At 66.4% G+C, this 20,822-nt stretch carries 24 protein-coding genes, 1 tRNA gene and 1 pseudogene; 18 read left to right on the top strand and 8 right to left on the bottom strand.

Features of this window, described 5'->3' with window-relative positions; translation table 11 throughout:
- Nucleotides 1-166: 166 nt before the first annotated feature.
- The 3 genes from KXV01_RS13035 (at nt 167) to KXV01_RS13025 (ending at nt 2,748) form a co-directional block, all read left to right on the top strand.
- Nucleotides 167-541: a hypothetical protein gene (locus tag KXV01_RS13035; protein WP_005420623.1), complete on the top strand. Its 375-nt coding sequence runs from the start codon at nt 167-169 to the stop codon at nt 539-541.
- 73 nt (nt 542-614) lie between these two features.
- On the top strand, nt 615-1,298 hold the full coding sequence (locus KXV01_RS13030) for a response regulator transcription factor (RefSeq protein ID WP_004136763.1): 684 nt from the start codon (nt 615-617) through the stop codon (nt 1,296-1,298).
- Between the two features lie 25 nt (nt 1,299-1,323).
- The gene (locus KXV01_RS13025) at nt 1,324-2,748 is read left to right on the top strand and encodes a sensor histidine kinase (protein WP_099495452.1); all 1,425 of its coding nucleotides are present in this window, start codon (nt 1,324-1,326) and stop codon (nt 2,746-2,748) included.
- Nucleotides 2,749-2,833: 85 nt separating this feature from the next.
- Here the strand turns inward: KXV01_RS13025 and KXV01_RS13020 are convergent, their stop codons facing one another.
- Both KXV01_RS13020 and KXV01_RS13015 read right to left on the bottom strand, forming a co-directional pair.
- Nucleotides 2,834-3,625 carry a M90 family metallopeptidase gene (locus tag KXV01_RS13020; RefSeq protein ID WP_263467844.1) on the bottom strand — a complete coding sequence of 264 codons (792 nt, stop codon included), beginning with the start codon at nt 3,623-3,625 and terminating at the stop codon, nt 2,834-2,836.
- The gene (locus KXV01_RS13015) at nt 3,592-3,876 is read right to left on the bottom strand and encodes a hypothetical protein (RefSeq protein WP_014645622.1); all 285 of its coding nucleotides are present in this window, start codon (nt 3,874-3,876) and stop codon (nt 3,592-3,594) included. Before KXV01_RS13015 ends, KXV01_RS13020 begins: the two co-directional genes overlap by 34 nt.
- Nucleotides 3,877-4,020: 144 nt before the next feature.
- Here KXV01_RS13015 and birA point away from each other — a divergent pair, with 144 nt between their 5' ends.
- The 7 genes and pseudogenes from birA to KXV01_RS12980 all read left to right on the top strand — a co-directional run bounded on the left by birA (nt 4,021) and on the right by KXV01_RS12980 (nt 8,685).
- On the top strand, nt 4,021-4,989 hold the full coding sequence (gene birA / locus KXV01_RS13010) for a bifunctional biotin--[acetyl-CoA-carboxylase] ligase/biotin operon repressor BirA (RefSeq protein WP_263467843.1): 969 nt from the start codon (nt 4,021-4,023) through the stop codon (nt 4,987-4,989).
- Nucleotides 4,986-5,717, top strand: a complete 732-nt coding sequence (locus tag KXV01_RS13005; RefSeq protein WP_263467842.1) for a type III pantothenate kinase — start codon at nt 4,986-4,988, stop codon at nt 5,715-5,717. The genes birA and KXV01_RS13005 overlap by 4 nt, the downstream gene beginning before the upstream one ends.
- 9 nt (nt 5,718-5,726) lie before the next feature.
- Nucleotides 5,727-6,575: an SPOR domain-containing protein gene (locus KXV01_RS13000; protein WP_263467841.1), complete on the top strand. Its 849-nt coding sequence runs from the start codon at nt 5,727-5,729 to the stop codon at nt 6,573-6,575.
- A gap of 93 nt (nt 6,576-6,668) precedes the next feature.
- Complete coding sequence (locus KXV01_RS12995; RefSeq protein WP_263467840.1) at nt 6,669-7,610, top strand: hypothetical protein; 942 nt, start codon at nt 6,669-6,671, stop codon at nt 7,608-7,610.
- A gap of 175 nt (nt 7,611-7,785) precedes the next feature.
- A tRNA-Thr gene (locus tag KXV01_RS12990) sits at nt 7,786-7,861 on the top strand.
- Between the two features lie 152 nt (nt 7,862-8,013).
- Nucleotides 8,014-8,324 (top strand): annotated as a pseudogene (locus KXV01_RS12985) (type II toxin-antitoxin system RelE/ParE family toxin).
- A 58-nt stretch (nt 8,325-8,382) separates the two neighbouring features.
- Nucleotides 8,383-8,685, top strand: a complete 303-nt coding sequence (locus KXV01_RS12980) for an addiction module antidote protein (protein ID WP_263467839.1) — start codon at nt 8,383-8,385, stop codon at nt 8,683-8,685.
- A gap of 57 nt (nt 8,686-8,742) precedes the next feature.
- On the opposite strand, the gene KXV01_RS12975 is transcribed toward KXV01_RS12980, so the two are convergent.
- Both KXV01_RS12975 and KXV01_RS12970 read right to left on the bottom strand, forming a co-directional pair.
- Complete coding sequence (locus KXV01_RS12975) at nt 8,743-9,066, bottom strand: hypothetical protein (protein WP_263467838.1); 324 nt, start codon at nt 9,064-9,066, stop codon at nt 8,743-8,745.
- Between the two features lie 79 nt (nt 9,067-9,145).
- Nucleotides 9,146-9,553, bottom strand: coding sequence for a hypothetical protein (locus tag KXV01_RS12970; RefSeq protein ID WP_263467837.1), 408 nt, complete (start codon nt 9,551-9,553; stop codon nt 9,146-9,148).
- A gap of 597 nt (nt 9,554-10,150) precedes the next feature.
- Here KXV01_RS12970 and KXV01_RS12965 point away from each other — a divergent pair.
- The gene (locus KXV01_RS12965) at nt 10,151-10,921 is read left to right on the top strand and encodes a DUF3011 domain-containing protein (protein WP_263467836.1); all 771 of its coding nucleotides are present in this window, start codon (nt 10,151-10,153) and stop codon (nt 10,919-10,921) included.
- 56 nt (nt 10,922-10,977) lie between these two features.
- Here the strand turns inward: KXV01_RS12965 and KXV01_RS12960 are convergent, their stop codons facing one another.
- Complete coding sequence (locus KXV01_RS12960) at nt 10,978-11,427, bottom strand: hypothetical protein (RefSeq protein ID WP_099488055.1); 450 nt, start codon at nt 11,425-11,427, stop codon at nt 10,978-10,980.
- Between the two features lie 272 nt (nt 11,428-11,699).
- On the opposite strand from KXV01_RS12960, the gene rocF reads away from it, so the two are divergent.
- From rocF to KXV01_RS12945, 3 genes are all read left to right on the top strand, one after another.
- On the top strand, nt 11,700-12,620 hold the full coding sequence (gene rocF, locus KXV01_RS12955; RefSeq protein ID WP_049439712.1) for an arginase: 921 nt from the start codon (nt 11,700-11,702) through the stop codon (nt 12,618-12,620).
- A gap of 163 nt (nt 12,621-12,783) precedes the next feature.
- The gene (locus tag KXV01_RS12950) at nt 12,784-12,921 is read left to right on the top strand and encodes an entericidin A/B family lipoprotein (RefSeq protein WP_019661832.1); all 138 of its coding nucleotides are present in this window, start codon (nt 12,784-12,786) and stop codon (nt 12,919-12,921) included.
- 201 nt (nt 12,922-13,122) lie between these two features.
- Entirely contained in the window at nt 13,123-13,344 is a 222-nt protein-coding gene (locus KXV01_RS12945) for a CsbD family protein (protein ID WP_019661831.1), read from the top strand.
- Between the two features lie 66 nt (nt 13,345-13,410).
- Here KXV01_RS12945 and KXV01_RS12940 read toward each other — a convergent pair whose 3' ends face one another.
- Entirely contained in the window at nt 13,411-14,211 is an 801-nt protein-coding gene (locus tag KXV01_RS12940; protein ID WP_111096995.1) for a hypothetical protein, read from the bottom strand.
- Nucleotides 14,212-14,319: 108 nt separating this feature from the next.
- Between KXV01_RS12940 and KXV01_RS12935 the strand changes: the two genes are divergently transcribed.
- The 4 genes from KXV01_RS12935 to KXV01_RS12920 all read left to right on the top strand — a co-directional run bounded on the left by KXV01_RS12935 (nt 14,320) and on the right by KXV01_RS12920 (nt 18,873).
- Nucleotides 14,320-15,612 (top strand): tryptophan--tRNA ligase, encoded by a 1,293-nt coding sequence (locus KXV01_RS12935; RefSeq protein ID WP_049412569.1) that lies wholly within the window; start codon nt 14,320-14,322, stop codon nt 15,610-15,612.
- Nucleotides 15,613-15,735: 123 nt separating this feature from the next.
- Entirely contained in the window at nt 15,736-16,032 is a 297-nt protein-coding gene (locus KXV01_RS12930) for a hypothetical protein (RefSeq protein ID WP_180879428.1), read from the top strand.
- A 149-nt stretch (nt 16,033-16,181) separates the two neighbouring features.
- Nucleotides 16,182-17,114, top strand: coding sequence for an MBL fold metallo-hydrolase (locus KXV01_RS12925; protein WP_049412565.1), 933 nt, complete (start codon nt 16,182-16,184; stop codon nt 17,112-17,114).
- A 106-nt stretch (nt 17,115-17,220) separates the two neighbouring features.
- On the top strand, nt 17,221-18,873 hold the full coding sequence (locus KXV01_RS12920) for a M28 family metallopeptidase (protein WP_049412562.1): 1,653 nt from the start codon (nt 17,221-17,223) through the stop codon (nt 18,871-18,873).
- Nucleotides 18,874-19,024: 151 nt separating this feature from the next.
- Here KXV01_RS12920 and KXV01_RS12915 read toward each other — a convergent pair whose 3' ends face one another.
- Together KXV01_RS12915 and KXV01_RS12910 are read right to left on the bottom strand one after the other, a co-directional pair.
- On the bottom strand, nt 19,025-19,360 hold the full coding sequence (locus tag KXV01_RS12915) for a hypothetical protein (RefSeq protein WP_239666619.1): 336 nt from the start codon (nt 19,358-19,360) through the stop codon (nt 19,025-19,027).
- A 31-nt stretch (nt 19,361-19,391) separates the two neighbouring features.
- Nucleotides 19,392-20,726 (bottom strand): MFS transporter, encoded by a 1,335-nt coding sequence (locus KXV01_RS12910; protein WP_005420583.1) that lies wholly within the window; start codon nt 20,724-20,726, stop codon nt 19,392-19,394.
- Nucleotides 20,727-20,822: the final 96 nt, after the last annotated feature.

The raw sequence follows: 20,822 nt of genomic DNA, 5'->3' as shown, positions 1-20,822 counted from the left end.
ATGTTCACCTAGCTGAACATCGCAGGGCTGCGGCCGGAAAAGTTCAGACCGGATTCACTGCCCCAAACCAAGAATTTGCAAAGGAATTGTAAAGGCCGGGTCCCGCACCCGGCTCCCGGATTTACGACTTTTGAACGAATCGCCGTGCTCGGCTAGGATCGCATCGATGTCTTCCGCTCCCTTCCATTGCCGCATTGCCCTGGCCACCTGCGTGGTGCTGTCGGCTGCGCCGCTGTCGTCGGCGCTGGCGCAACAGCCGCCGCGCGGCGAGCAGGCACGGGCGGAAATGATGGATCGGGGAGAGCGCGGCAACCGTGGCGACGAGCGTTCGCTGTCCGATGCCGTGCGCCGCGTGCAGCGCAGCACCGGCGGCCACATCCTCGGCGCCGAGCGCGTGCCGTTCGATGGTCGTGATATCAACCGGGTGAAGTACATGGACGACCGGGGCCGGGTCCGCTACATGGACGACCCCGCCCCGTCGCGTTCACAGCCGCGCACGCCGCGGTCGGATATGTCATCACTACGCGGCGATAACCCCTGAACAGGGATAGTCGTCGCTATCAACCCGTACCCCACAGGCCTCCGGGCCACACCCAGGACACTAGGGAGAGTTCATGCGTATCCTTCTGGTCGAAGACGAAGCCCCGCTGCGTGAGACCCTGGCAGCCCGGCTCAAGCGCGAAGGCTTTGCCGTCGATGCTGCGCAGGACGGCGAGGAAGGCCTCTACATGGGGCGCGAAGTTCCGTTCGATGTCGGCATCATCGACCTCGGCCTGCCCAAGATGTCGGGCATGGAGCTGATCAAGGCCCTGCGTGACGAAGGCAAGAAGTTCCCGGTATTGATCCTGACCGCGCGTTCGAGCTGGCAGGACAAGGTCGAGGGCCTGAAGCAGGGCGCCGACGATTACCTGGTCAAGCCGTTCCACGTCGAAGAGCTGCTGGCCCGCGTCAACGCGCTGCTGCGCCGCGCCGCCGGCTGGAGCAAGCCGACCCTGGAATGCGGCCCCGTCGCCCTGGATCTGGCCGCCCAGACGGTCAGCGTGGCCGGCAGCAATGTCGACCTGACCAGCTACGAGTACAAGGTGCTGGAGTACCTGATGATGCATGCCGGTGAACTGGTCTCCAAGGCCGACCTCACCGAACACATCTACCAGCAGGACTTCGACCGCGACTCGAACGTGCTGGAGGTCTTCATCGGCCGCCTGCGCAAGAAGCTGGACCCGGATGGCGAACTGAAGCCGATCGAGACCGTGCGCGGTCGCGGCTACCGTTTCGCGATCCCGCGCAACGAGGGCTGAGCCGGCTCACCCTGGCGATAACACGATGTCCGGCCGTCTGTGGTTCTTCCGACGCTGGCGGCCGCGCTCACTGCAGGCGCGCCAGATGCTCGCCGCGTCGGTGGGCCTGGTCGCGTTCCTGGCCCTGGCCGGCTACGCGCTCGACGCCGCCTTCGCCGATACGGCGAAGGCGAACCTGCGTGAGCGCCTGAAGAACTACGCCACCTCCTACGCGGCCGGCATCGACTTCACCCGCGACCGCTCGCTGTACATCCGCGAGCAGCCGCCGGATTCGCGCTTCGACGTACCTGGCAGTGGCCTGTACCTGCAGGTGGTCATGCCGCACGGCAAGGGCAATTCGATGTCCGCCGAAGGCCCGATGCTGCCCACCGTGGGCGGCGGCCTGCTGGCACCGCGCCAGGAAGTGTTCGAAGGCCCACTGCCGATGATCCAGATCGATGGCAGCCAGGGCTCGGTCTACCGCTATGGCCTGGGCCTGGTGTGGGGCGCTGACGCCGACCCCGCCACCGAATTCCCGTACACCATCTACGTGATGGAAGACTCGCGCGCGCTGGGTGCGCAGCTGCGCGTGTTCCGTGGCCGCGTCTGGTTCTACCTGGGCGGCATCGGCCTGATCCTGCTGCTGCTGCAGACCGTCATCCTGCAGTGGAGCCTGCGCCCGCTGCGCCGCGTGATCACCGAGCTGACCAAGGTGCAGCGCGGCGAGACCGAGCGTATGAGCGAGCGCCACCCGCGCGAGCTGGAACCGCTGACCGACAGCATCAACGCTTTCATCGAAAGCGAGCGCGAGAACCTCGAGCGCCAGCGCAACACCCTGGCCGACCTGGCGCACAGCCTGAAAACGCCGATTGCGGTGTTGCGCACGCAGATGGACAGCGGCGCCGGCGACGGTGCGCTGCGCGAAGAACTGGACGTGCAGCTGCAGCGCATGAACAACCTGGTCTCGTACCAGCTGGCGCGCGCGGCCTCGTCCGGCCACAAGCTGTTCTCCGCGCCGCTGCCGATCGAGTCCAACGCCGAGGAAATCGTGCGTGGCCTGGAGAAGGTCTATGCCTCCAAGGGCGTGCTGTGCGAATTCGATATCGACCCGGCCGCGCGCTTCCACGGCGAACCGGGTGACCTGCAGGAACTGCTCGGCAACCTGCTGGAGAACGCCTTCAAGTGGGCCAACCGCCGCGTGCTGCTGACCGCGCAGCCGCTGCCGGCGCCGAACGCGCGTCGCGCCGGCCTGCTGCTGGCGGTGGACGATGATGGTCCGGGCATCGCCCCGGACGACATCGGCAAGGTACTGCAGCGCGGCGTGCGTGGCGACGAGCGCGTGCAGGGCCACGGCATCGGCCTGTCGATCGTGCAGGACCTGATCAAGGACTACCGCGGCGAACTGACCGTGGGCCGTTCGGCCGAACTGGGTGGCGCCCGCTTCGAAGTGCGCTTGCCCACAGGGCCGTAAACCGCGTTGATCGGTAGTGCCGGCCGCTGGCCGGCAACCAGGCCATGCCATCGAAGAGCATGAGGGTGCCGGCCAGCGGCCGGCACTACCGCACTGCGATCCCGGGCGGCTCGCCGTAGAACCGCCGCAGCTGCGCGGCCACCTCCGGCAACGCCTGCTGCAGCAGATCCGGTGCCGAGAAGTGGTACTCGCTGGCCACCGCGAAGAACTCCTCCGGCGCCTCGGCCGCATACGGGTCGATCAGCGTTTCCTCGCCTGCGTCCACCTGCGCGCAGAAGGCGTCGTAGGCGCGCTGGAACGTGGCCGCCCACTCGCGCTGCCATTGCCGCGGCAGTGGCGGTGTGCCGTCCATCGCGCCATCCAGCGCATCGAGCTTGTGCACCATCTCATGCACCGCCACGCAGTAGCCCTCGTGCGGCGCGGCCAAGTCGGCCTGCACGTCGGCCCAGGACAGGATCAGCGGACCACTGTCCCACGACTCGCCGATCAGCTCGTCATCCCACTCGTGCAGCACGCCGGCCGCATCCATGTGGCTGCGGTGCACGCGGAACGCATCCGGGTAGACGATCAGCTGCGACCAGCCTTCCAGCCCCACTTCGCCGAATTCCAGCAGCGGCAGACAGCACAGTGCGGCCAGCAGCACGCCATCGCCAGCCTGCAGTTGCAGTTCACCGACAGGGGTAATGGTCTTCTCATGCAGGAAGCGCGTGGCCAGCACGCGCAGTTGCGCGCGGCGTTCATCGTCCAGGCCGCGCAGCCAGGCCGCACGGCGGCAGGCGTCTTCCCAAAGCGCATCGTCGATCGGCCGCGGCGAGGGCCGCAGCCACTGCAGCAACGACTTGATCAGCGGAACATTCCCGGCAGGTAGCTGTGCCACTTCGGCGCACGGATGCGCTGCAGCACGTCGTCGTCGCTGCCGCCGCCCCCGGTGCTGGTGGCACTGCTGGCCGCAGGGCGTACCGGTGCCGGCTTGGTGGTCGCAGCCGAGGCGGTCGCGGTCGGCGCGCGCTGCGAGGCGGCATCACCGTTGGAGGACACGCAGGCGCCCCGGCTGTCGTCCAGCGCTGCCGTTGCAGACGCCGCGAAGGGCATCATCAGCAGGATCAGGCAATGGGCATAACGGCGCATTGACGACATCCACGTTAAGGGAGGGTGAGTTCCCGATTCTAGCCCGAACCCGGCGCCCCGTTGGAAGCCCCGGCGGAACCCAGCGTGGCAGGCGTCGCTGGCGGCTTTCCCGCATAATTCCTTCCTGACTTCGTGGAAGCTGCCGTGGACGATCGCCAATTGCTGGCCAAACTCGCTGCCGGTCGCCTGTCCGGCGACGCCCTGGCCCGAGAGCTGGGCCAGACCCGGGCGGCTGTTTGGAAGCGTATTCAAGGGCTTAGGGCCGCAGGTGTGGACATCGAGGGCCGTGCTGGCGAGGGCTATGGCCTGACCCGCCCGGTCGACCTGCTGGACCCGGCGGCGATCCGCGCCGACCTGCCTGCCGATGCCCAGGCCCTGCTGCACGACCTGCAGGTGGCCTGGACGGTGGACTCCACCAACGCCGAATTGCTGCGGTGCAGCGCGCCCCAGCGCGGGGTCAGCGTCCTGCTGGCCGAACGCCAGACCGGCGGCCGCGGCCGTCGTGGCCGCATCTGGGCCTCGCCGTTGGCCGCGCATATCTACCTGTCGGTGATGCGCCTGTACTCCGGCGGCCTGGGCCGCCTGGCCGGGTTGAGCCTGGTGGCCGGCATCGCCGTGGCCGAAGCGCTGCACGACCTGGGCTACACCCAGGCGCAGTTGAAGTGGCCGAACGACCTGATTGTCGATGGCAAGCGCAAGCTGGTCGGCCTGCTTGCCGAGGGCGGTGGCGAATACGCCGGCCCGGCGCGCGCGGTGATCGGCATCGGCATCAACACCCACATGCCGCCGTCGTTCGGCGAGCAGATCACTCAGCCGTGGGTGGACCTGGATACGCTGGCCGGCAAGCCGGTGGACCGCAATGGGGTGGTTGCTGCCGTGCTGGCGCGGTTGCTGCCGGCGCTGGAAGAATTCGATCGCGAAGGCCTCGCTCCGTTCCTGCCGCGCTACGCCGCCTTCGACATGCTGGCCGGCCGCGAAGTGCGCGTGGAACTGGAAGGGCAGTGGCAGCACGGTACCGCGCTCGGCCTGGCCGATGACGGCGCACTGCGCGTGCGCATCGATGGCCAGGAACGCCTGCTGCACGCCGGCGAAGTCAGCGTGAGGGCCGCATGAGCGATTGGTTGTTCGACCTCGGCAACTCGCGCTTCAAGTTCGCGCCGTTGCAGGGTGACCGTGCCGGTGACGTGCAGGCCTGGGCGCATGGCGCCGAAGGCATGGCCGGGCAGCCGCCGCACAGCCTGCCCAGCGGCCGCACCGCGTTCGTGGCCAGCGTAGCGGCACCGTCGCTGACCAGCGCCATGCTGGACCAGCTGCAGCGCCGCTTCGAGCATGTGCATGTGGTGCGCACCAGCGCCGAATGCGCCGGTGTGCGCATCGCCTATGCCAGGCCGGAAAAGTTCGGCGTCGACCGCTTCCTGGCCCTGCTGGCCGCGGCCAAGGCGCAGCGCCCGGTGCTGGTGGTCGGCGTGGGCACCGCACTGACGATTGATCTGCTCGATGCCGACGGCCAGCACCACGGTGGCCGCATCTCCGCATCGCCCACCACCATGCGCGAAGCACTGCACGCCCGTGCCGTGCAGCTGCCCGCGACCGGTGGCGGCTACAGCGAGTTCGCCAACGACACCGCCGACGCGCTGGCCTCCGGCTGCGATGGCGCTGCGGTGGCGCTGATTGAACGCAGCGCACAGCACGCGCACACGCTGCTGGGCGTGCCACCGTCGCTGCTGGTGCACGGTGGCGGCGCTCCGGCGCTGATGCCGTTGCTGCCCGCCGCCGATTACCACCCCTCGCTGGTGCTGGATGGCCTCGCCCGCTGGGCGGTGCACCAGCCCGCGCGCTAGTATCCGCGCATGCTGACCCGTGCCCTGATCGTCGTACTGGCCATTCTCAATCTCGGCGTCGCCTGCTGGTGGCTGCTGCGCGATGCACCACAGAAGCCTGCGCCGCCACCGCAACCCGCTGGCGTTGCCGAGCTGCGCTGGGTGCCCGGTGGCGTGGATGCCAATGCCGCAGCCGAGGCCACCGCCGCCGCCCCGACCGCACCGCTGATGGAGCGCGAACCGGCGGCGAAGACCGCAGTGGCTGCGACGCCCCCGCCCGTTGCGCCGGCCAAGCCGGAGATCGCCAGGCCGCAGGTGCCTGAGGCTGCGCCGGTTGCTGACGCTGCCAAGCCGGGAACACCGCCCGCAGCCGTGCCGGCACCTGAAAAACCCGTAACCCCGCCCTCGGCCGCCGAGCCGCCGCGCTGCGTCGCGCTGGGCCCGTTCGCCGACCGCGCCGCCGCGAGCAGCGCGCAGGGCAAGGCCGGCACGCTGCTCAGCCAGGCGCGCCTGCGCGAACAGCCCGCTGCCAGCGGCAGCGCCCGTTACCGGGTGCTGCTGCCGACCGCCGCCAACCGCGACGAGGCCCAGGCCACCGTGAAGCGCATCATCGCCGCCGGCCTGAGCGACTACTACATCATCAGCCAGGGCGAGGAGGCCAACGCCGTGGCGCTGGGCCAGTACCGCAACCGCGAAGGCGCCGAGCGGCGCATGGCGGCGGTGCAGGCCGCCGGCTTCCAGCCGCGCCTGGTCGCCAGCGGCGACACCGGCCAATGGTGGCTGGAAGGGCAGCTGGCGGCAGGCACGCAGCCGGCCCAGGCCCAGCAGCGCAGCGGGGCGGCACAGAGCCGGTCGCTGGAATGTGCAGGGTTGCGTTGATTGTTCTCGTTTGAAATGAAGTTTCTAGACTGAGTTCTTAGAATTTCAGTAGTTGCAATGATGGAATGATCTTCAGTTTATCAGGGGGCAGGGATGGCAGTTTCAAACTTTTCGCCGGTAGTGAGGCGTGGATTAAAGTGGGTTCTGTGGGCGTTAGCACTTTCAATTGTAATCGTAGGTATCGCTTATTGTTTGATATGGTGGATGTCGCCGTCTGCATCGATAGTTACATGGGGAAGATTTGCAGTATTCATAGATTCTCTACTGGCGGGAGTTGTCGCATTTGCGCTGCTTGGCGCATTTACATTCCTCGCGTCGCTTCGAAAGCCGGATGAGGACGCGGTTTCTGAAAGAATTGCATATTTATACTCAGCGCGTCTTGACGATAGCCAAGCTACGAAGGCATACCTGACTGATCAGTTGATGACGTTGGGCGCCACAATTCGAGGCGCAGAGTCGCTTTACAACTTCCTCGAGGTTGCGTCCGACGGTAAGTCAGTTCGAGTGAATGTCCGGATATCTATGACTATAGTCAATATGATGAAGCGAGACGTTTACGAGCAGAAGATGCCAATTGGTATTGGCTTTGACCCGGTTGCTGGGCATGAGGGAAATATGGGGGCGGTCATACGGATTGAGACCACGGCTTGCGATGGGGAGGGGCGATATCAGCGAAAAGTTGAGCACCTCAAGTCTCCTCAGCAGTTGACTGCTGAAAAGAAGCGATATCAGTCGGAGGTCCTGCTTTCGATCCCACCTCACGGGGAGCTCTATTACGAGTACGAATATGAGGGTTGGGTTAAGAATGAGGATAACTTTTGGACGGGTGTGAATCGTTTTGCGGAAACGCTATCAGTTCGAGTGGCTAACCTTACAGAACGGAAGCTGACTGTCCGACCCAATCCGGAGCCTAAACGACCAGTTCACACTAACATTGATAGAGTTGAAGAACTGGAGCCTACAGCAGCTTTGGAGATCTTTCTGGCACGTGAAGTCAAGCCGAGTACGCCGATCACGTTTTCGATCCAAATTTAGGTTACACTTCGTGTCCTCACAGTCCTTTGGCGGAGGTAGCATCATGTTCCGTGACAACGACACACAGGGCGGCTAACATCTTGCTGCCTTCCAAGAAGGCCGGCCCTAGCCGGCCTTCTTGCTGTCTGCACTAGGTTCTAGCGGCTGAGCGGGATGGGCAGCCAACAGTCTCCTTGCCGCTTTAGCTCAGTTGGTAGAGCAACTGTCTTGTAAACAGTAGGTCATCCGTTCGATTCGGATAAGCGGCACCATCAAGCAACTGCATTGGCCCCGCAAAGCGGCGGCACGGTCGTTGGTCGAGCATTGCTCCCTACCCCGTCTTCTTCCTACTTCCCTTGCTGTTCTGCCATCCGGCGCGTGACGCGTCGCTGTGCATTCCCGCGAGCGCATTCCTCATGGTTGAATGGGTGTAGTCAGTAGGCTACAGTCTTCCAGGAAGATCCAGCGTACCCGTCAGTTCGCGACATGGATTGACGCTTTCAAGGACGTACCCGCGCGCGCATCTTGGCTCGCATCGGACGGCCCGAAGGTCCGCCGGGTGATCACCGCTATCTGGGGGACGGTGTTTCCGAACTGCGTATCGATGCAGGACCGGGCTATCGCGTGTACTACACCCAGCGCGGCAGGCAGCTGGTGATTCTCCTGGTCGGAGGCGACAAAGGTTCGCAGCAGCGAGATATCGAGAAGGCCAGGGAGATTGCGCATGCCCTGTGAGCGTCGAACCGGCTGTAGGCGAAACGACTCAGTACCGAAGCACTGGAGCTGTCCCACCATGGCCACGAAGAAAAAAGTCGAACTCAAATCATTTGATGTGGCCGAGCATCTTCGGACGCCCGAAGAAATGGCCGCCTATCTTGACGCCTGCATCGCTGAAAGTGACGGCGATTCTGCATTCATTGCCAAAGCGCTGGGCGATATCGCCCGCGCTCAGGGCATGAGCAAGGTCGCGCGTGCGGCGGGCCTGTCGCGCGAGAGTCTGTACCGCGCACTGTCCGGCGAGCGCAGCCCCGATTTCGCCACCATCCTGAAGGTGACCCGTGCCTTGGGTGTGCGCCTGCATGCCAGTGCCGTGTGAGGGATCGAGGCATTGCGCTCCACTTCTGCCACCTCAAGAAGCCCGGCGCGATCAGGTTCAATCAAACCGAATGATGCGGATCAACCCTCGTGTTGCCGATCCGTCTCCGAAGGCGGCCACCGTTCCACAGCGGAATACCTCCTTCGCACCGTCATGGTTGACGAATGAGATCGTGCAGTGTGCCCGCGTTCCCGGTGCGATGCGGGTGATGACGCGATCATTCAGCACGAAGCTGTACCACATGAGTTCAGGGCTTATTGAAAGCGCCATGGGGCGCGCGGTGGAGGCGATCATCTCGGCAACAGCGCCGCCGCGCGAATCCACTTCGTCCAGCCGCAGCTCAACGAGAACAGGTTTCAGGTTTGGATGGGGTGTGCTCATTTCAGGAGTGGGTCAGCCTGATTCGATAGCCGGGGTAGCGACGCGTTGAAGCTGTGCGTTGGAATCCCACCGTCCTGCATTACTGAGCCCCCCGCACCTGCAACGCCACATACTCCGCCAGCCCCCGGCAGGCCAGCATCAATCCCTCGCGTGCACCGTCGCCAATATCGTCATTCTCTTCCCCATCCACGCGTACTCGCTCTTTGGCGTGGTACAGCTCCAGCAGCGACACCAGGCCAACCGCGGCGCGGTCCCTGCGCGCGGCGGCCACGGCGTGGCCGAGCGTGTTGGATGGCCCCTGCCATGGCTGTCCGTCGGCAGCATCTCCGGCGCGGATGCGCTGCAGGCATCCGGGCAGATCGATCGGCGCGGGCGCCTCGTTGGCGGCGGCGAAAGCGGCTTCCAGCGGCTGCGCCAGTTCGGGTGGCAAGCGTAGGGCGGCGTCGCCGAGCGTGGCAGTCAGATACGGGTAGAGCGTCTTGGACATGCGGGCATCCTCGTCAGGCACAGAGGCGCCGCCACGATAAGGTGGCGGGCGATGCGTGGCTTCCAAGACCGGGAATCGATGAGCCGGCGGGCACAAGGCCCCCACGCACCGCCCGCCGTCGATCGGCGAACGGATTGCCAGCCGACGCCGCTCTTGGGAGGACGACGCCGGCTGGCAAGCGTATACAGCTTCGATTACACGGGCTTGGAAGACCCGACCACCTTTGCAGGTGGCGATTCATCATGCGCACGCCAAACCCCCGCCTGCCAGTCGATTGTTTCGATGGCATCGGGTGACCTGAAAGGAAAAATGAATTATCGCGATTGGCCTGTTCCCGCCGCTGCGATGCTGAAAGCGACATATCGCGCAGTGCCGCCATCATCGGCAATCAGGGCCGCGCCTTTGTGGTGACGCGGCTTGCTTCGGCGTGCGAAGTAAAGCTGGCTTAACAGGCCCGGCAAGACGCCGAGGCCACGATATCAGACCTGAAGCCCACAACGCGCGCCGTCCGGATCTTGATATTCCTCACGGACAGTGAGCAACGCCCCACCGCATACTGCCGCCACACGCCCACTTCGGCCGCTTCGGGATCCGCCCATGCATCGCCACGCCCTGCCGCTCACCGTCGCCCTGCTTTCCACCGCTTTCGTGGCCCCGGCCATGGCCGCGGTGCCGTTCTTCAACGCCAGCTGCCCGGGCGGCATCGATGTGCACGCCGACGAAGGCGGGCCGGTCTACGTGCAGGGCCGCGAGGCCACGCTGAAACGCTTCAACGACCGCTATTTCGAAGCACGCGATGCCAACAGTGGTATCACGTTGTCGATCAGCCGCAGCGATGACGGCACGCCGCAGATCAGCTACACCGGCCGTGGCGGCGCCAATGGCATCTGCCAGGTCAGTAGCAGTGGTGCGCCTGCGCCCGCCGCAAACAGCGTTCGCCCTCGCGACGCTGCCGCCGGGGATGCCGCGCTACCCCGCGAAGTCACCTGCGAATCCACCGGCCAGCAGCAGGTGTCGTGCGATCTGAATACCCGTGGCAACGTCGAAATCGTGCGCCAGCTCAGCCGTACCCGCTGCGAGAAAGGAAAGAACTGGGGGTTGGCGCGGCATTCGGTGTGGGTCAACGGTGGCTGCCGCGCGGTGTTCCGCAATGTGTCCTCGGTGGCCACCCCGGCGCCGGCGGGCGATACCGCGCTGGGTTCCTGCAACATGCGCAAGGGCGCTCAGGGCGCGCTGGTCACCCAGATGCCGGTGGGCAGCGATTACCAGGAACTGATCATCGATTATCCCGATGGCCGTTTCCTGTGCATGATGCGCAACAACGGCCAGGTGCAGAGCCTGACGCCGGTTCGCCGCCGCGGCGGTTGAGGCGCTGCGGCGGCGTGTCCGAAGGGGGCAGCGCGGTGCGCGTTGCCCCAGTCCGGCTATTGCTGGTTCACCGGGTCATTTCCCTTCTTGTAGGAGTACCCGGTGACATCCCAGCCGCCGCCATGGCCGGATGAGGGTTCTACCCAGGTGAATTCCCACGTCTGGATGGAGCCGTCGGGAAGCAGGTTTTCCACCCGGTAGATCTCACCGGGAATGCCCTGGTCTGGCAGCTTTCCAGGAATCGATTCATCCGAGCGTGCAGACGCACGTCCTACGGAGACTGCCTGTCGTTCCACCTGTATGCTGCCGTAGCCCTGCGGGGCGAACGACGGCTTCACCCGCTGCGCCACCCAGTCGAGTACCTGGCGTGCGCCTGCCGTCTGCATGGGGTACGCGTCGGTGGTCACCGTATGCGTGATGCGTTGCGAGGGTGCACTGGCAGCGGCGGGAAACAGTCCGCCCAGGGCAATTGCCAGTACCGCAAGTCCATTGAGTGCATGTTTCATGCGCGTGGTGCTCCATGAGTGAGGAAGTGATGCGGCACCTTCAGGGTGCCGACGCAGCCTGGACACAACAACAGCCTTGCGTAAGAGGCGAAACCGACCGGGATGTGAAGCGGGTCGCGGAAGATTGAATGTCTGACGATCCAGCGCTGGAAAGCCTGACCGGTAAGGGCCACGCGTTCCTGGCGATCTTACCCTCGGCCTGCTGCACCGCCGCGAGTGGTGTCACACAGCTCTGGCTAGACTGTGCTTCTTTTTCCGCGCAGGAGGCACCCATGGCCCATCCCATTTCCGTATCCCTGATCGGCGTTCCCACCGATGTCGGTGCGGGCCATCGCGGTGCACGGCTGGGGCCGGAAGCGCTGCGCGTGGCGGGCCTGCCGGAGGCGCTGGAGGCGCGCGGCGTGGACGTGCGCGACGTGGGCAACCTGGATGGCCCGCGCAACCCCTGGACCGCGCCGGTGGAGGGCTACCGCCACCTGGATGAGGTGGTGGCCTGGAACCGCGCACTGATGGAAGCCAGCTACGCCGAGCTGCAGGCCGGGCGCATGCCGATCATGCTCGGTGGCGACCATTGCCTGGGCATCGGTTCGATCACCGCCGTCGCGCGGTGGTGCCGCGAGCAGGGGAAGAATCTGCGCGTGCTGTGGCTGGACGCGCATTCGGACTTCAACACCAGCGATGTCACGCCGTCGGGCAACATCCACGGCATGCCGGTGGCCTGCCTGTGTGGCCTCGGCCCGGACGCACTGACCCGCCTGGGTGGCAGCGCGCCGGCGATCACCCCGGCGCAGATGCACCAGATCGGCATCCGCTCGGTGGACCCGGAAGAGAAGCGCCTGATCAAGACCCACAAGGTGGATGTCTATGACATGCGCTACATCGACGAGAACGGCATGAAGCGCACGGTCGAAGCAGCACTGGCGGGCATCGACGAGAACACCCACCTGCATGTCAGCTTCGATGTGGACTTCCTCGACCCGAGCATCGCGCCGGGCGTGGGCACCACGGTGCCGGGCGGGGTGAACTACCGCGAGGCGCAGCTGGTGATGGAGATGATCGCCGACACCGGGCGCATGGGTTCGCTGGACATCGTCGAGCTCAACCCCTTGCTGGACAAGCAGAATGCCACCGCCGAACTGGCCGTGGACCTGGTGGAAAGCCTGTTCGGCAAGTCCACCCTGATGCGCGACTGACCGCCCCCTGCTGAACGGATAGCCGAACCGTTCACGCCCGCTCCACGCCGCTGCCGCCAGATTGCACTTCACGCGGCGGCAGTGGGCATTGGTGCCCTCCCGCCGAGCGAGAGAATCCCATCCGCGAATGAAGCGGTATAGCGGCGAACCCAAGGAGAAGCCCATGAAGCGCGTAGTTGCCCTGATGCTGTTGTCGATGTTCTCGGTGGCCCTGCTGGCCGGTTGCAACACCGTGGCCGGTGCCGGCAAGGACGTGCAGAAGGCCGGCGAGAAGGTTGAGGATGCCGCGAAGGGCAACTGAGCCCGGTGCGGAACGGAAAGAGAAAGGCCGGGGATCATCCCCGGCCTTTTTTATGCCCGCTGCCACGCACGGCTGTGCAAGCGGAGTGAACCATTCAAGCAGGTGAGCATCTATTTCATTGCCGGTTGACCGGTATTCAACAGCCGCTGCGCGAAGCTGGAGCTACGGTAAGAACGCCGTTGCAACCAAGGACTCCCAGCAATGAACAAAGACATCATTTCCGGCAAGTGGTCGCAGCTGAAGGGCAAGGCCCAGGCCAAGTGGGGCGATCTGACCAACGACGATTTCGATGTGGCCGAAGGCAATGCCGAATACCTGGCCGGCCGCCTGCAGGAACGTTATGGCTGGGCCAAGGACCGTGCCGAGAAGGAAGTCAGGGATTTCGAAGACAGCGTGCGCAAGGACTACCCGGACTACAAGTAAGCGCGACGGATTCCCCCACAGCACAACGCCCGCACCGCGAGGTTGCGGGCGTTGTGCTGTCTCCGCTCAGCGTGCCGGCGGGTCCGGCACGTAACGGTTGGGGAAGGCCTGCGGTTCGCGCGGCAGGCGCGAGGGCGCATCGACCAGGATGCCGCGCGCACGCAGGTTGCGGGCGCTGTCGTAGCGCAGCTGCAGAACCTGCGCCGGGCTGCGGCTGGCCCGTTCGAAGTCGGTATCGCGCACCGAAGATTGTTCGCGTGCGCCGTGGCCGGTGCCCAGCGCTGGCGCCTGCGACTTGCTGGCATAGCCCTCGATGCGGCTGGCACTGGCGTCGGCGGCAGCCTCGGCTTGCGCGGTTGGTGCCGGCAGCGGCACGCCACGTCGCAGGATCGGCTGCGGGTACCAGCGACGCGCCTCCTCGAACACCGCCACGCCGACCACGCCGATGTTGTCCGGGCGGCCAGTGCGGCTGGCATAGCTGCCGCTGGGGCTGCTGAACACGAACTGCGCAACTTCGTCCTGGCTCTTGCGCCAACCGGTGATGTCGGCGCGCTGGCCGGGATTGAGCACGTAGCCGGTCTGCGAGGGATCGGCATCCTCGCCGGAGATGGCGTTGACGCCGTCCACCGACAGCACTACCAGCACCCGGCGCGGGCTGTCGTTGTACAGGCGCACGGCGTAGCGGTGGCCGCGCTCGCCAGCCACCCAGCGCTGGCCCTCGGCGGGGTAGCTGCGCAGTTCGGTGCCGCGGTCGCGGTCGACCAGGGCCATGCGCACGGGGCCGCGGTCGTAGACCGGCGGCGGAATCGGGGCCGGGCGGAAGCCGGCCAGAGGCAGGATCAGCAGCAGGGGCAGCAGGCGTTTCATCGGGCGTCTCCAGCAGGGTTGCGTGAATGAACGCGCCGCAGGGCCTGACGGGGTTGGTGGCGTGCAAGGTAAACTGGCCCCGTTCATCGAAGGTTACCCCACGCAGTCATGACCACCCGAGTCCTTACCGGCATTACCCCCTCCGGCACGCCCCACCTGGGCAACTACGTTGGTGCCATCCGTCCGGCCATCGCGGCCAGCCGCGCGCCGGGGATCGAGAGCTTCTTCTTCCTGGCCGACCTGCACAGCCTGATCAAGTCGCAGGACCCGCAGCGCACCCAGCGCGCGACCCTGGAGATCGCGGCCAGCTGGCTGGCCTGCGGCCTGGACCCGGAACACGTGTGGTTCTACCGCCAGAGCGACATCCGCGAGACCACCGAGCTGATGTGGTTCCTGACCGCCATCGCCAGCAAGGGCATCCTCAACCGCGCGCACGCCTACAAGGCAGCGGTGGACAAGAACCGCGAGGAAGGCGTGGACGAGGACGCAGGCGTCAGCGCCGGCCTGTTCATGTACCCGGTGCTGATGGCGGCCGACATCCTGATCTTCAAGGCCAACCAGGTACCGGTGGGCCGTGACCAGATCCAGCACATCGAGATGGCGCGCGATTTCGCCCAGCGCTTCAACCACGTGTACGGCAAGGAGTATTTCCCGCTGCCGGACGTGGTGATCGACGAGCAGGTGGCGACGCTGGCGGGCCTGGATGGCCGCAAGATGAGCAAGAGCTACCACAACACCATCCCGCTGTTCGTGCCGCGCGAGGAGCTGAAGAAGCTGGTGTTCTCGATCCTGACCGACTCGCGCGCGCCGGGCGAGCCAAAGGACACCGAGGGCTCGGCGCTGTTCCAGATGTACCAGGCGTTCGCCACCCCGGAACAGACCGCCGAATTCGCCAGGGCGTTCGCTGCGGGCATCAGCTGGGGTGACGCCAAGCAGCAGCTGTTCGAGCGCATCGACAGCGAACTGTCGCCGCTGCGCGAGCGCTACAACGCGCTGATGGCCGAGCCGGAGAAGATCGAAGCGCTGCTCAAGCGCCGTGGCCAGCAGCTGCGCGAGCAGCTGGCGGCGCCGCTGCTGGACGAGCTGCGCCATGCGGTGGGCCTGCGTGACCTGTCCAGCGCCGGCGACATCGCCAGTGAGGACGCGGGCGTGGCCCGTGTGGCACCGCCGCAGTTCAAGCAGTACCGCGAGAAGGATGGGCGTTTCTACTTCAAGCTGACTGCTGGTGACGGCACGCTGTTGATCCAGAGCGAAGGCTTCGATTCGCCACGTGATGCCGGCCAGCTGATTGCCGTGATCAAGCAGGCCGAGCAGGGCGACCAGCTGCAGAGCGAGCTGTTCAAGCTGGACGCCGAGGTGGACGCGGTGCTGGCCGCCCTGGCCGCGCTGCGCGAAGCGTAAAGGTAGTGCCGGCCGCTGGCCGGCAACTGCATGGGAAACGCCGGCCAGCGGCCGGCACTACCCGCCGCCCAAGGTCATGGCATGATGTCCGCGCGCCTCCGGCGCGATGACATGGAGTCTGCGATGGCCTGGTTGTCGCTGCTGCTGTTCCTGCCCTGGTTCCTGCTGCTGGGCAGCCTGTACTGGCTGTTTCCGCGCCAGCCGCGCAGCGCGCGGCGGCGCCTGTTCGATGGCACCACCCTGGTCGTGGCATTCGCGCTGAGCATCGTGTCGATGCTGTGGGGCTACCGCCTTGGCGTGGTGCAACCCGGCGCCGGCCCGATCTGGCCGCAGGTGCTGGCGGTGCTGTATGCCTACGGCGCGTTCCTGGCGGTGCTGGTGCTGGCCCTGCTGCTGCGGCCGCGCTGGTTGGACCGGTAGTGCCGGCCGCTGGCCGGCAACGGCATTCAACGGGCTGCCCCGAGGTTGCCGGCCAGCGGCCGGCACTACCCGACCAAAGCCGCATCGAACCTGGACCGCCTGCGCGCCTACCATGGGCGTCTGTTTCCGAGACTGCCAGGTGCGTGCCGATGATCGCCGACCCCAGCATCCACACCATCGATACCGGCTTCCAGCGTCCCGATTTCGACGCGGCCTACCTGATCGTTGAAAACGGCCGCGCGGCCTTCGTCGACTGCGGCACAGGGCTGTCAGTGCCGGCCATGCTGCAGGCGCTGGTGGACGCTGGCCTGGGCGTGGACGCGGTGGACTGGCTGCTGCTCACGCACGTGCACCTGGACCACGCCGGCGGCGCCGGACTGCTGATGCAGCAGCTGCCCAACGCAAAGGCGGTGCTGCATCCGCGCGGTGCGCCGCACATGATCGACCCGACCCGGCTGATTGCGGGTGCGACGGCGGTGTACGGCGCCGAGGAGATCGCGCGCAGCTACGGCCGCATCGAGCCGATTCCCGAGCACCGCGTGGTGGTGGCCGAAGACGGCCACCGCATCGATCTCGCTGGCCGCGAGCTGGTGCTGCTGCACACGCCGGGCCACGCACTGCACCACTATTGCGTGTGGGATGCGCGCAGCCGCAGCTGGTTCACCGGCGATACGTTCGGCATCTCCTACCGCGAGCTGGACAGCGCGCAGGGCGCTTTCATCTTCCCGACCTCCTCGCCGGTGCAGTTCGACCCGGAGGCGATGAAGGCCTCGATCCGGCGCATGCTCGATTACGCGCCGCAGGCGATGTACCTGACCCACTATGGGCGCGTGGAGCAGGTGGAAAAACTGGCAGGGGACCTGTTCGAGCAGATCGATGCGATGGCCGCCATCGGCCGCCAGTGCGATGGCCGGCCGGACCGCCATCGCTGCCTGCTGGCCGCACTGCAGGCGCTGTACCTGGAACGCGCACAGCTGCACGGTTGTGCGCTGGACGATGCGGCAGTGACCGCCGTGCTGGCGATGGACATCGAGCTCAACGCACAGGGCCTGGCCTGCTGGCTGGACCGTATCAGCAGGTAGATCCACGCCCTGCGTGGATGACGCAGGCCCAAGCCTGCGCCGTGATGTCACGACCACGTTACACTCTGGTGACTTCCAAGCTAGCCGTGGTACTGCCGTGAATCCGATGCGCGTGTTGCTGCTGTCGTCCTGCCTGTTCGTCGGGGGCCTGGCCCATGCGGCCAACGACCTGCCGGGTGGCGGCATCGATCCGCAGGCGCTGTCGCGCCATGTGCGCGTGCTGGCGTCGGATGAGTTCGAGGGCCGCGCACCGGCCACCGAGGGCGAAGAGCGCACGGTGCAGTACCTGATCGAGCAGTTCCGCAGCTATGGCCTGCAGCCGGGCGGCGTGGACGGCAGCTGGGTGCAGCCGGTGCCGCTGGTGCGCGCGCAGTTGGATGGCGCAGCCAGGGCCAGCCTGTCGCTGAAGCAGGGCAAGCGTGCGCTGGCCAATGGCGTGGACGTGACCCTGCAGAGCCTGCAGCCGCGCAAGCGCGTGCAGATCAAGGACGCGCCGCTGGTGTTCGTCGGCTACGGCATTGATGCGCCGGAACGCCACTGGAACGACTACAAGGACGTGGACCTGCACGGCAAGATCGCCGTGGTGCTGATCAACGACGCCGACTTCGAGGCCGATGCGCCGGGCGCGTTCGATGGCAAGGCGGTGACCTACTACGGCCGCTGGACCTACAAGTTCGAGGAAGCCGCACGCCGGGGTGCCGAGGGCGTGCTGATCGTGCACGAGACCGCGCCGGCCGCCTATGGCTGGGCCACGGTGAAGAGCTCGGGCACCTCGCCGCTGTTCGACATCGAGCGCAGCCAGGCAGAAGCGATGGCGCAGCACACGCCGCTGCGCGGCTGGATGCAGCGCGAGCTGGCCGAGGCGATCTTCGCCGACGCCGGCCTCGACTTCGATGCTGAGAAGCGCAAGGCGATGCGTGCCGACTTCCGCCCGGTTGCACTGGGCAACGCCAAGCTGAGCGTGGATTTCGCGCTCAAGCGCGAGCAGGTGGTGACCCGCAACGTGGTGGCCAAGCTGCCCGGTGGCGAGCATGGCGACGAGGCGGTGATCTTCTCCGCGCACTGGGATGCGTTCGGTATCGGCCAGCCCGACGCCAAGGGTGATCGCATCCGCCGTGGTGCAATCGACAACGCCACCGGCGTGGCCACGGTGCTGGAACTGGGCCGTGTGTTCGCCGCTGGCCCGCAGCCGCAGCGAACGCTGTACTTCGTGGCACTGACCGCCGAAGAGAAGGGCCTGCTGGGCGCCAGCTACTACGCCGCGCATCCGCTGGCGCCGCTGGACAAGACCGCTGCGGTGCTGAACATCGAAATGTTCAGCCCGGATGGCCCGACCCGCGACATCGCCTCGTGGGGCAAGGGCCGGGTCTCGCTGGAACGCGACCTGGAACGCGTGGCCAAGGCCCGCGGCCGCAGCTACAGCCCGGATCCGAACCTGGAAGCCGGTTTCTTCTACCGCGCCGACCACTTCGCCTTTGCCCGCCTGGGCGTGCCGGCGATCACCATCGGCCCGGGCCTGGACAAGCTGGACGGTGGCGTTGAAGCCGGCCGCGCGCTGCGCGAGAAGTACTTCGCCGACTGCTACCACCAGGCCTGTGATGCCTGGACGCCGAGCTGGGACCCGAGCGGCCACGCTGCCGACACCCTGCTGGTCTACGACCTGGGTGCGGAGCTGGCCAACAGCCGCCGCTGGCCGACGTGGGAAAAGGAATCGGAGTTCCGCGGCGCGCGCGACAAGAGCGAAGCGGCCCGCCGCTGAGGTAGTGCCGGCCGCTGGCCGGCAACTCCCTGCTCTTCCCGGAGGTTCATGAGGTTGCCGGCCAGCGGCCGGCACTACCGAAAGAACTGGCTTTGCCGGCCAGCGGCCGGCACTACCGAAAGAAGGTGGCTTTGCCGGCCAGCGGCCGGTACTACCGGCGCCGGCGCAGCAGCTTCCATGCGCCCCAGCCGCCGGCAGCGAGCGCGGCCAGATAGCACGCCACCATCGTGCGCAGGCCGACCAGCGACCCGGCGTTGACGCCGCGATGCAGCCGCAGCTGCAGCGAGCTGTGGCCACTGCCCAGGTCCACCGCCAGCTGCAGCGCCAGCGCGGCGCAGACCACCAGCAGGGCGACCCCGAACCCCGTGCGCGGCCACGTGGCCTGCGCGTTGGGGCGGCGCAGCACCCAGGCCACTGCCGTGGCTGCGGCCAGTGTCACCGCGATCCACATCAGCGCGGTGGCGGGAGAGGTAGCGGCCACCGGCATTGCACCAGTGGCCGCGATCAGGGCAACGCGCTTACTTGCGGGTGCCGTCGAGCCAGTTCGGGCCCTTGTTGGTAAGGAAGAACACATAGACCACCAACGATACCGCGATCGTCGCGGTCACGTAGATGGCGAACCAATCGACGTGGCCGGTCTTCAGCGCGCCCTGGTACAGCAGCGGGGCGGTGCCGCCGAACAGCGAGTTGGCCAGCGCATAGCCCAGGCCCACGCCCAGTGCGCGCACGTGGGTGGGGAACAGCTCAGCCTTCACCACCGCGTTGATCGAGGTGTAGCCGGTGAGGATGACGAACGCCAGCGCCAGGGTCAGGAAGGCCAGGGTGGCGTCATGCTGGTGCGGCAGCTGGGTGATCAGGTACCAGCTGTACAGCACGCCGCCGACGCCGAAGAACACCAGCAGGGTCTTGCGGCCGATGATGTCCGACAGCCAGCCGCCGACCGGTTGCAGCACCATCAGGAAGGCCAGCACGCCCAGGTTGATCAGGGTGCCGGTCATCGGGTCGTTGCCGGCGAAGGCGCTCTGGATCATCTTCGGGCCGTTCACCGAGTAGGTGTAGAAGGCCACGGTGCCGCCAGCGGTGATCAGGAAGCACAGCAGCAGCGGCCGCCACTGGTGCACGAACAGCTCGTACATCGAACCGGACTTCTTTGCCTTGCCCTCGCGCGCGGCCTCGATCGACGACTCCGACAGCGATTCGTCCATGCCCCGGCGCAGCCAGAACACCACTACCGCGGCGATGCCACCGATACCGAAGGCGATGCGCCAGCCCCACTCGGAGATCTCCGGCTTGCCCCAGAAGGTCAGCATCAGCAGCAGGGTCAGCTGGGCCAGCACGTGGCCGCCGACCAGGGTGACGTAGTGGAACGAGGACAGGAAGCCGCGACGCCCCGGAATGGCGGCCTCGGACATGTAAGTGGCGCTGGCACCATACTCGCCGCCAGTGGCGAAGCCCTGCAGCAGGCGTGCGAACAACAGGATCACGGCGGCCCAGATGCCGATGCTCGCGGCGGTGGGGGTGATGGCGATGAGGAACGAGCACAGCGCCATCAACGTGACCGAGACGGTCAGCGCCAGGCGGCGGCCGTGGCGGTCGGCGAAGCGGCCGAAGAACCAGGCGCCGATCGGGCGCATCAGGAAGGTCGCCGCGAAGATCGCCCACACGTACAGGGTGGAGTTCTTGTCGTCGGGCGAGAAGAACTGCGATTCGAAGTACACGGCGAACACCGAGTACACGTAGACGTCGTACCACTCCACCAGGTTGCCGGCGGAGCCTTTGAGGGTGTTGGAGATCGACCGCCGCAGGGCGGCACGGTCGTTCGCGGGGACAACAGGTTGGGACGTGGTGCTCATCTGGGTGGAAATCCTCGATGCGGCGCGTCCGTGCGCAGGGAAAACGGCGTCCGGCCTTGGGACGGCGCGACCGGGCAGCCCTCTTGGTACTGCATC

It is taken from the genome of Stenotrophomonas sp. Ps181, from assembly GCF_025697425.1.
Lineage (GTDB): Bacteria > Pseudomonadota > Gammaproteobacteria > Xanthomonadales > Xanthomonadaceae > Stenotrophomonas > Stenotrophomonas sepilia.
This window is presented reverse-complemented; position numbering and strand designations above follow the sequence as displayed.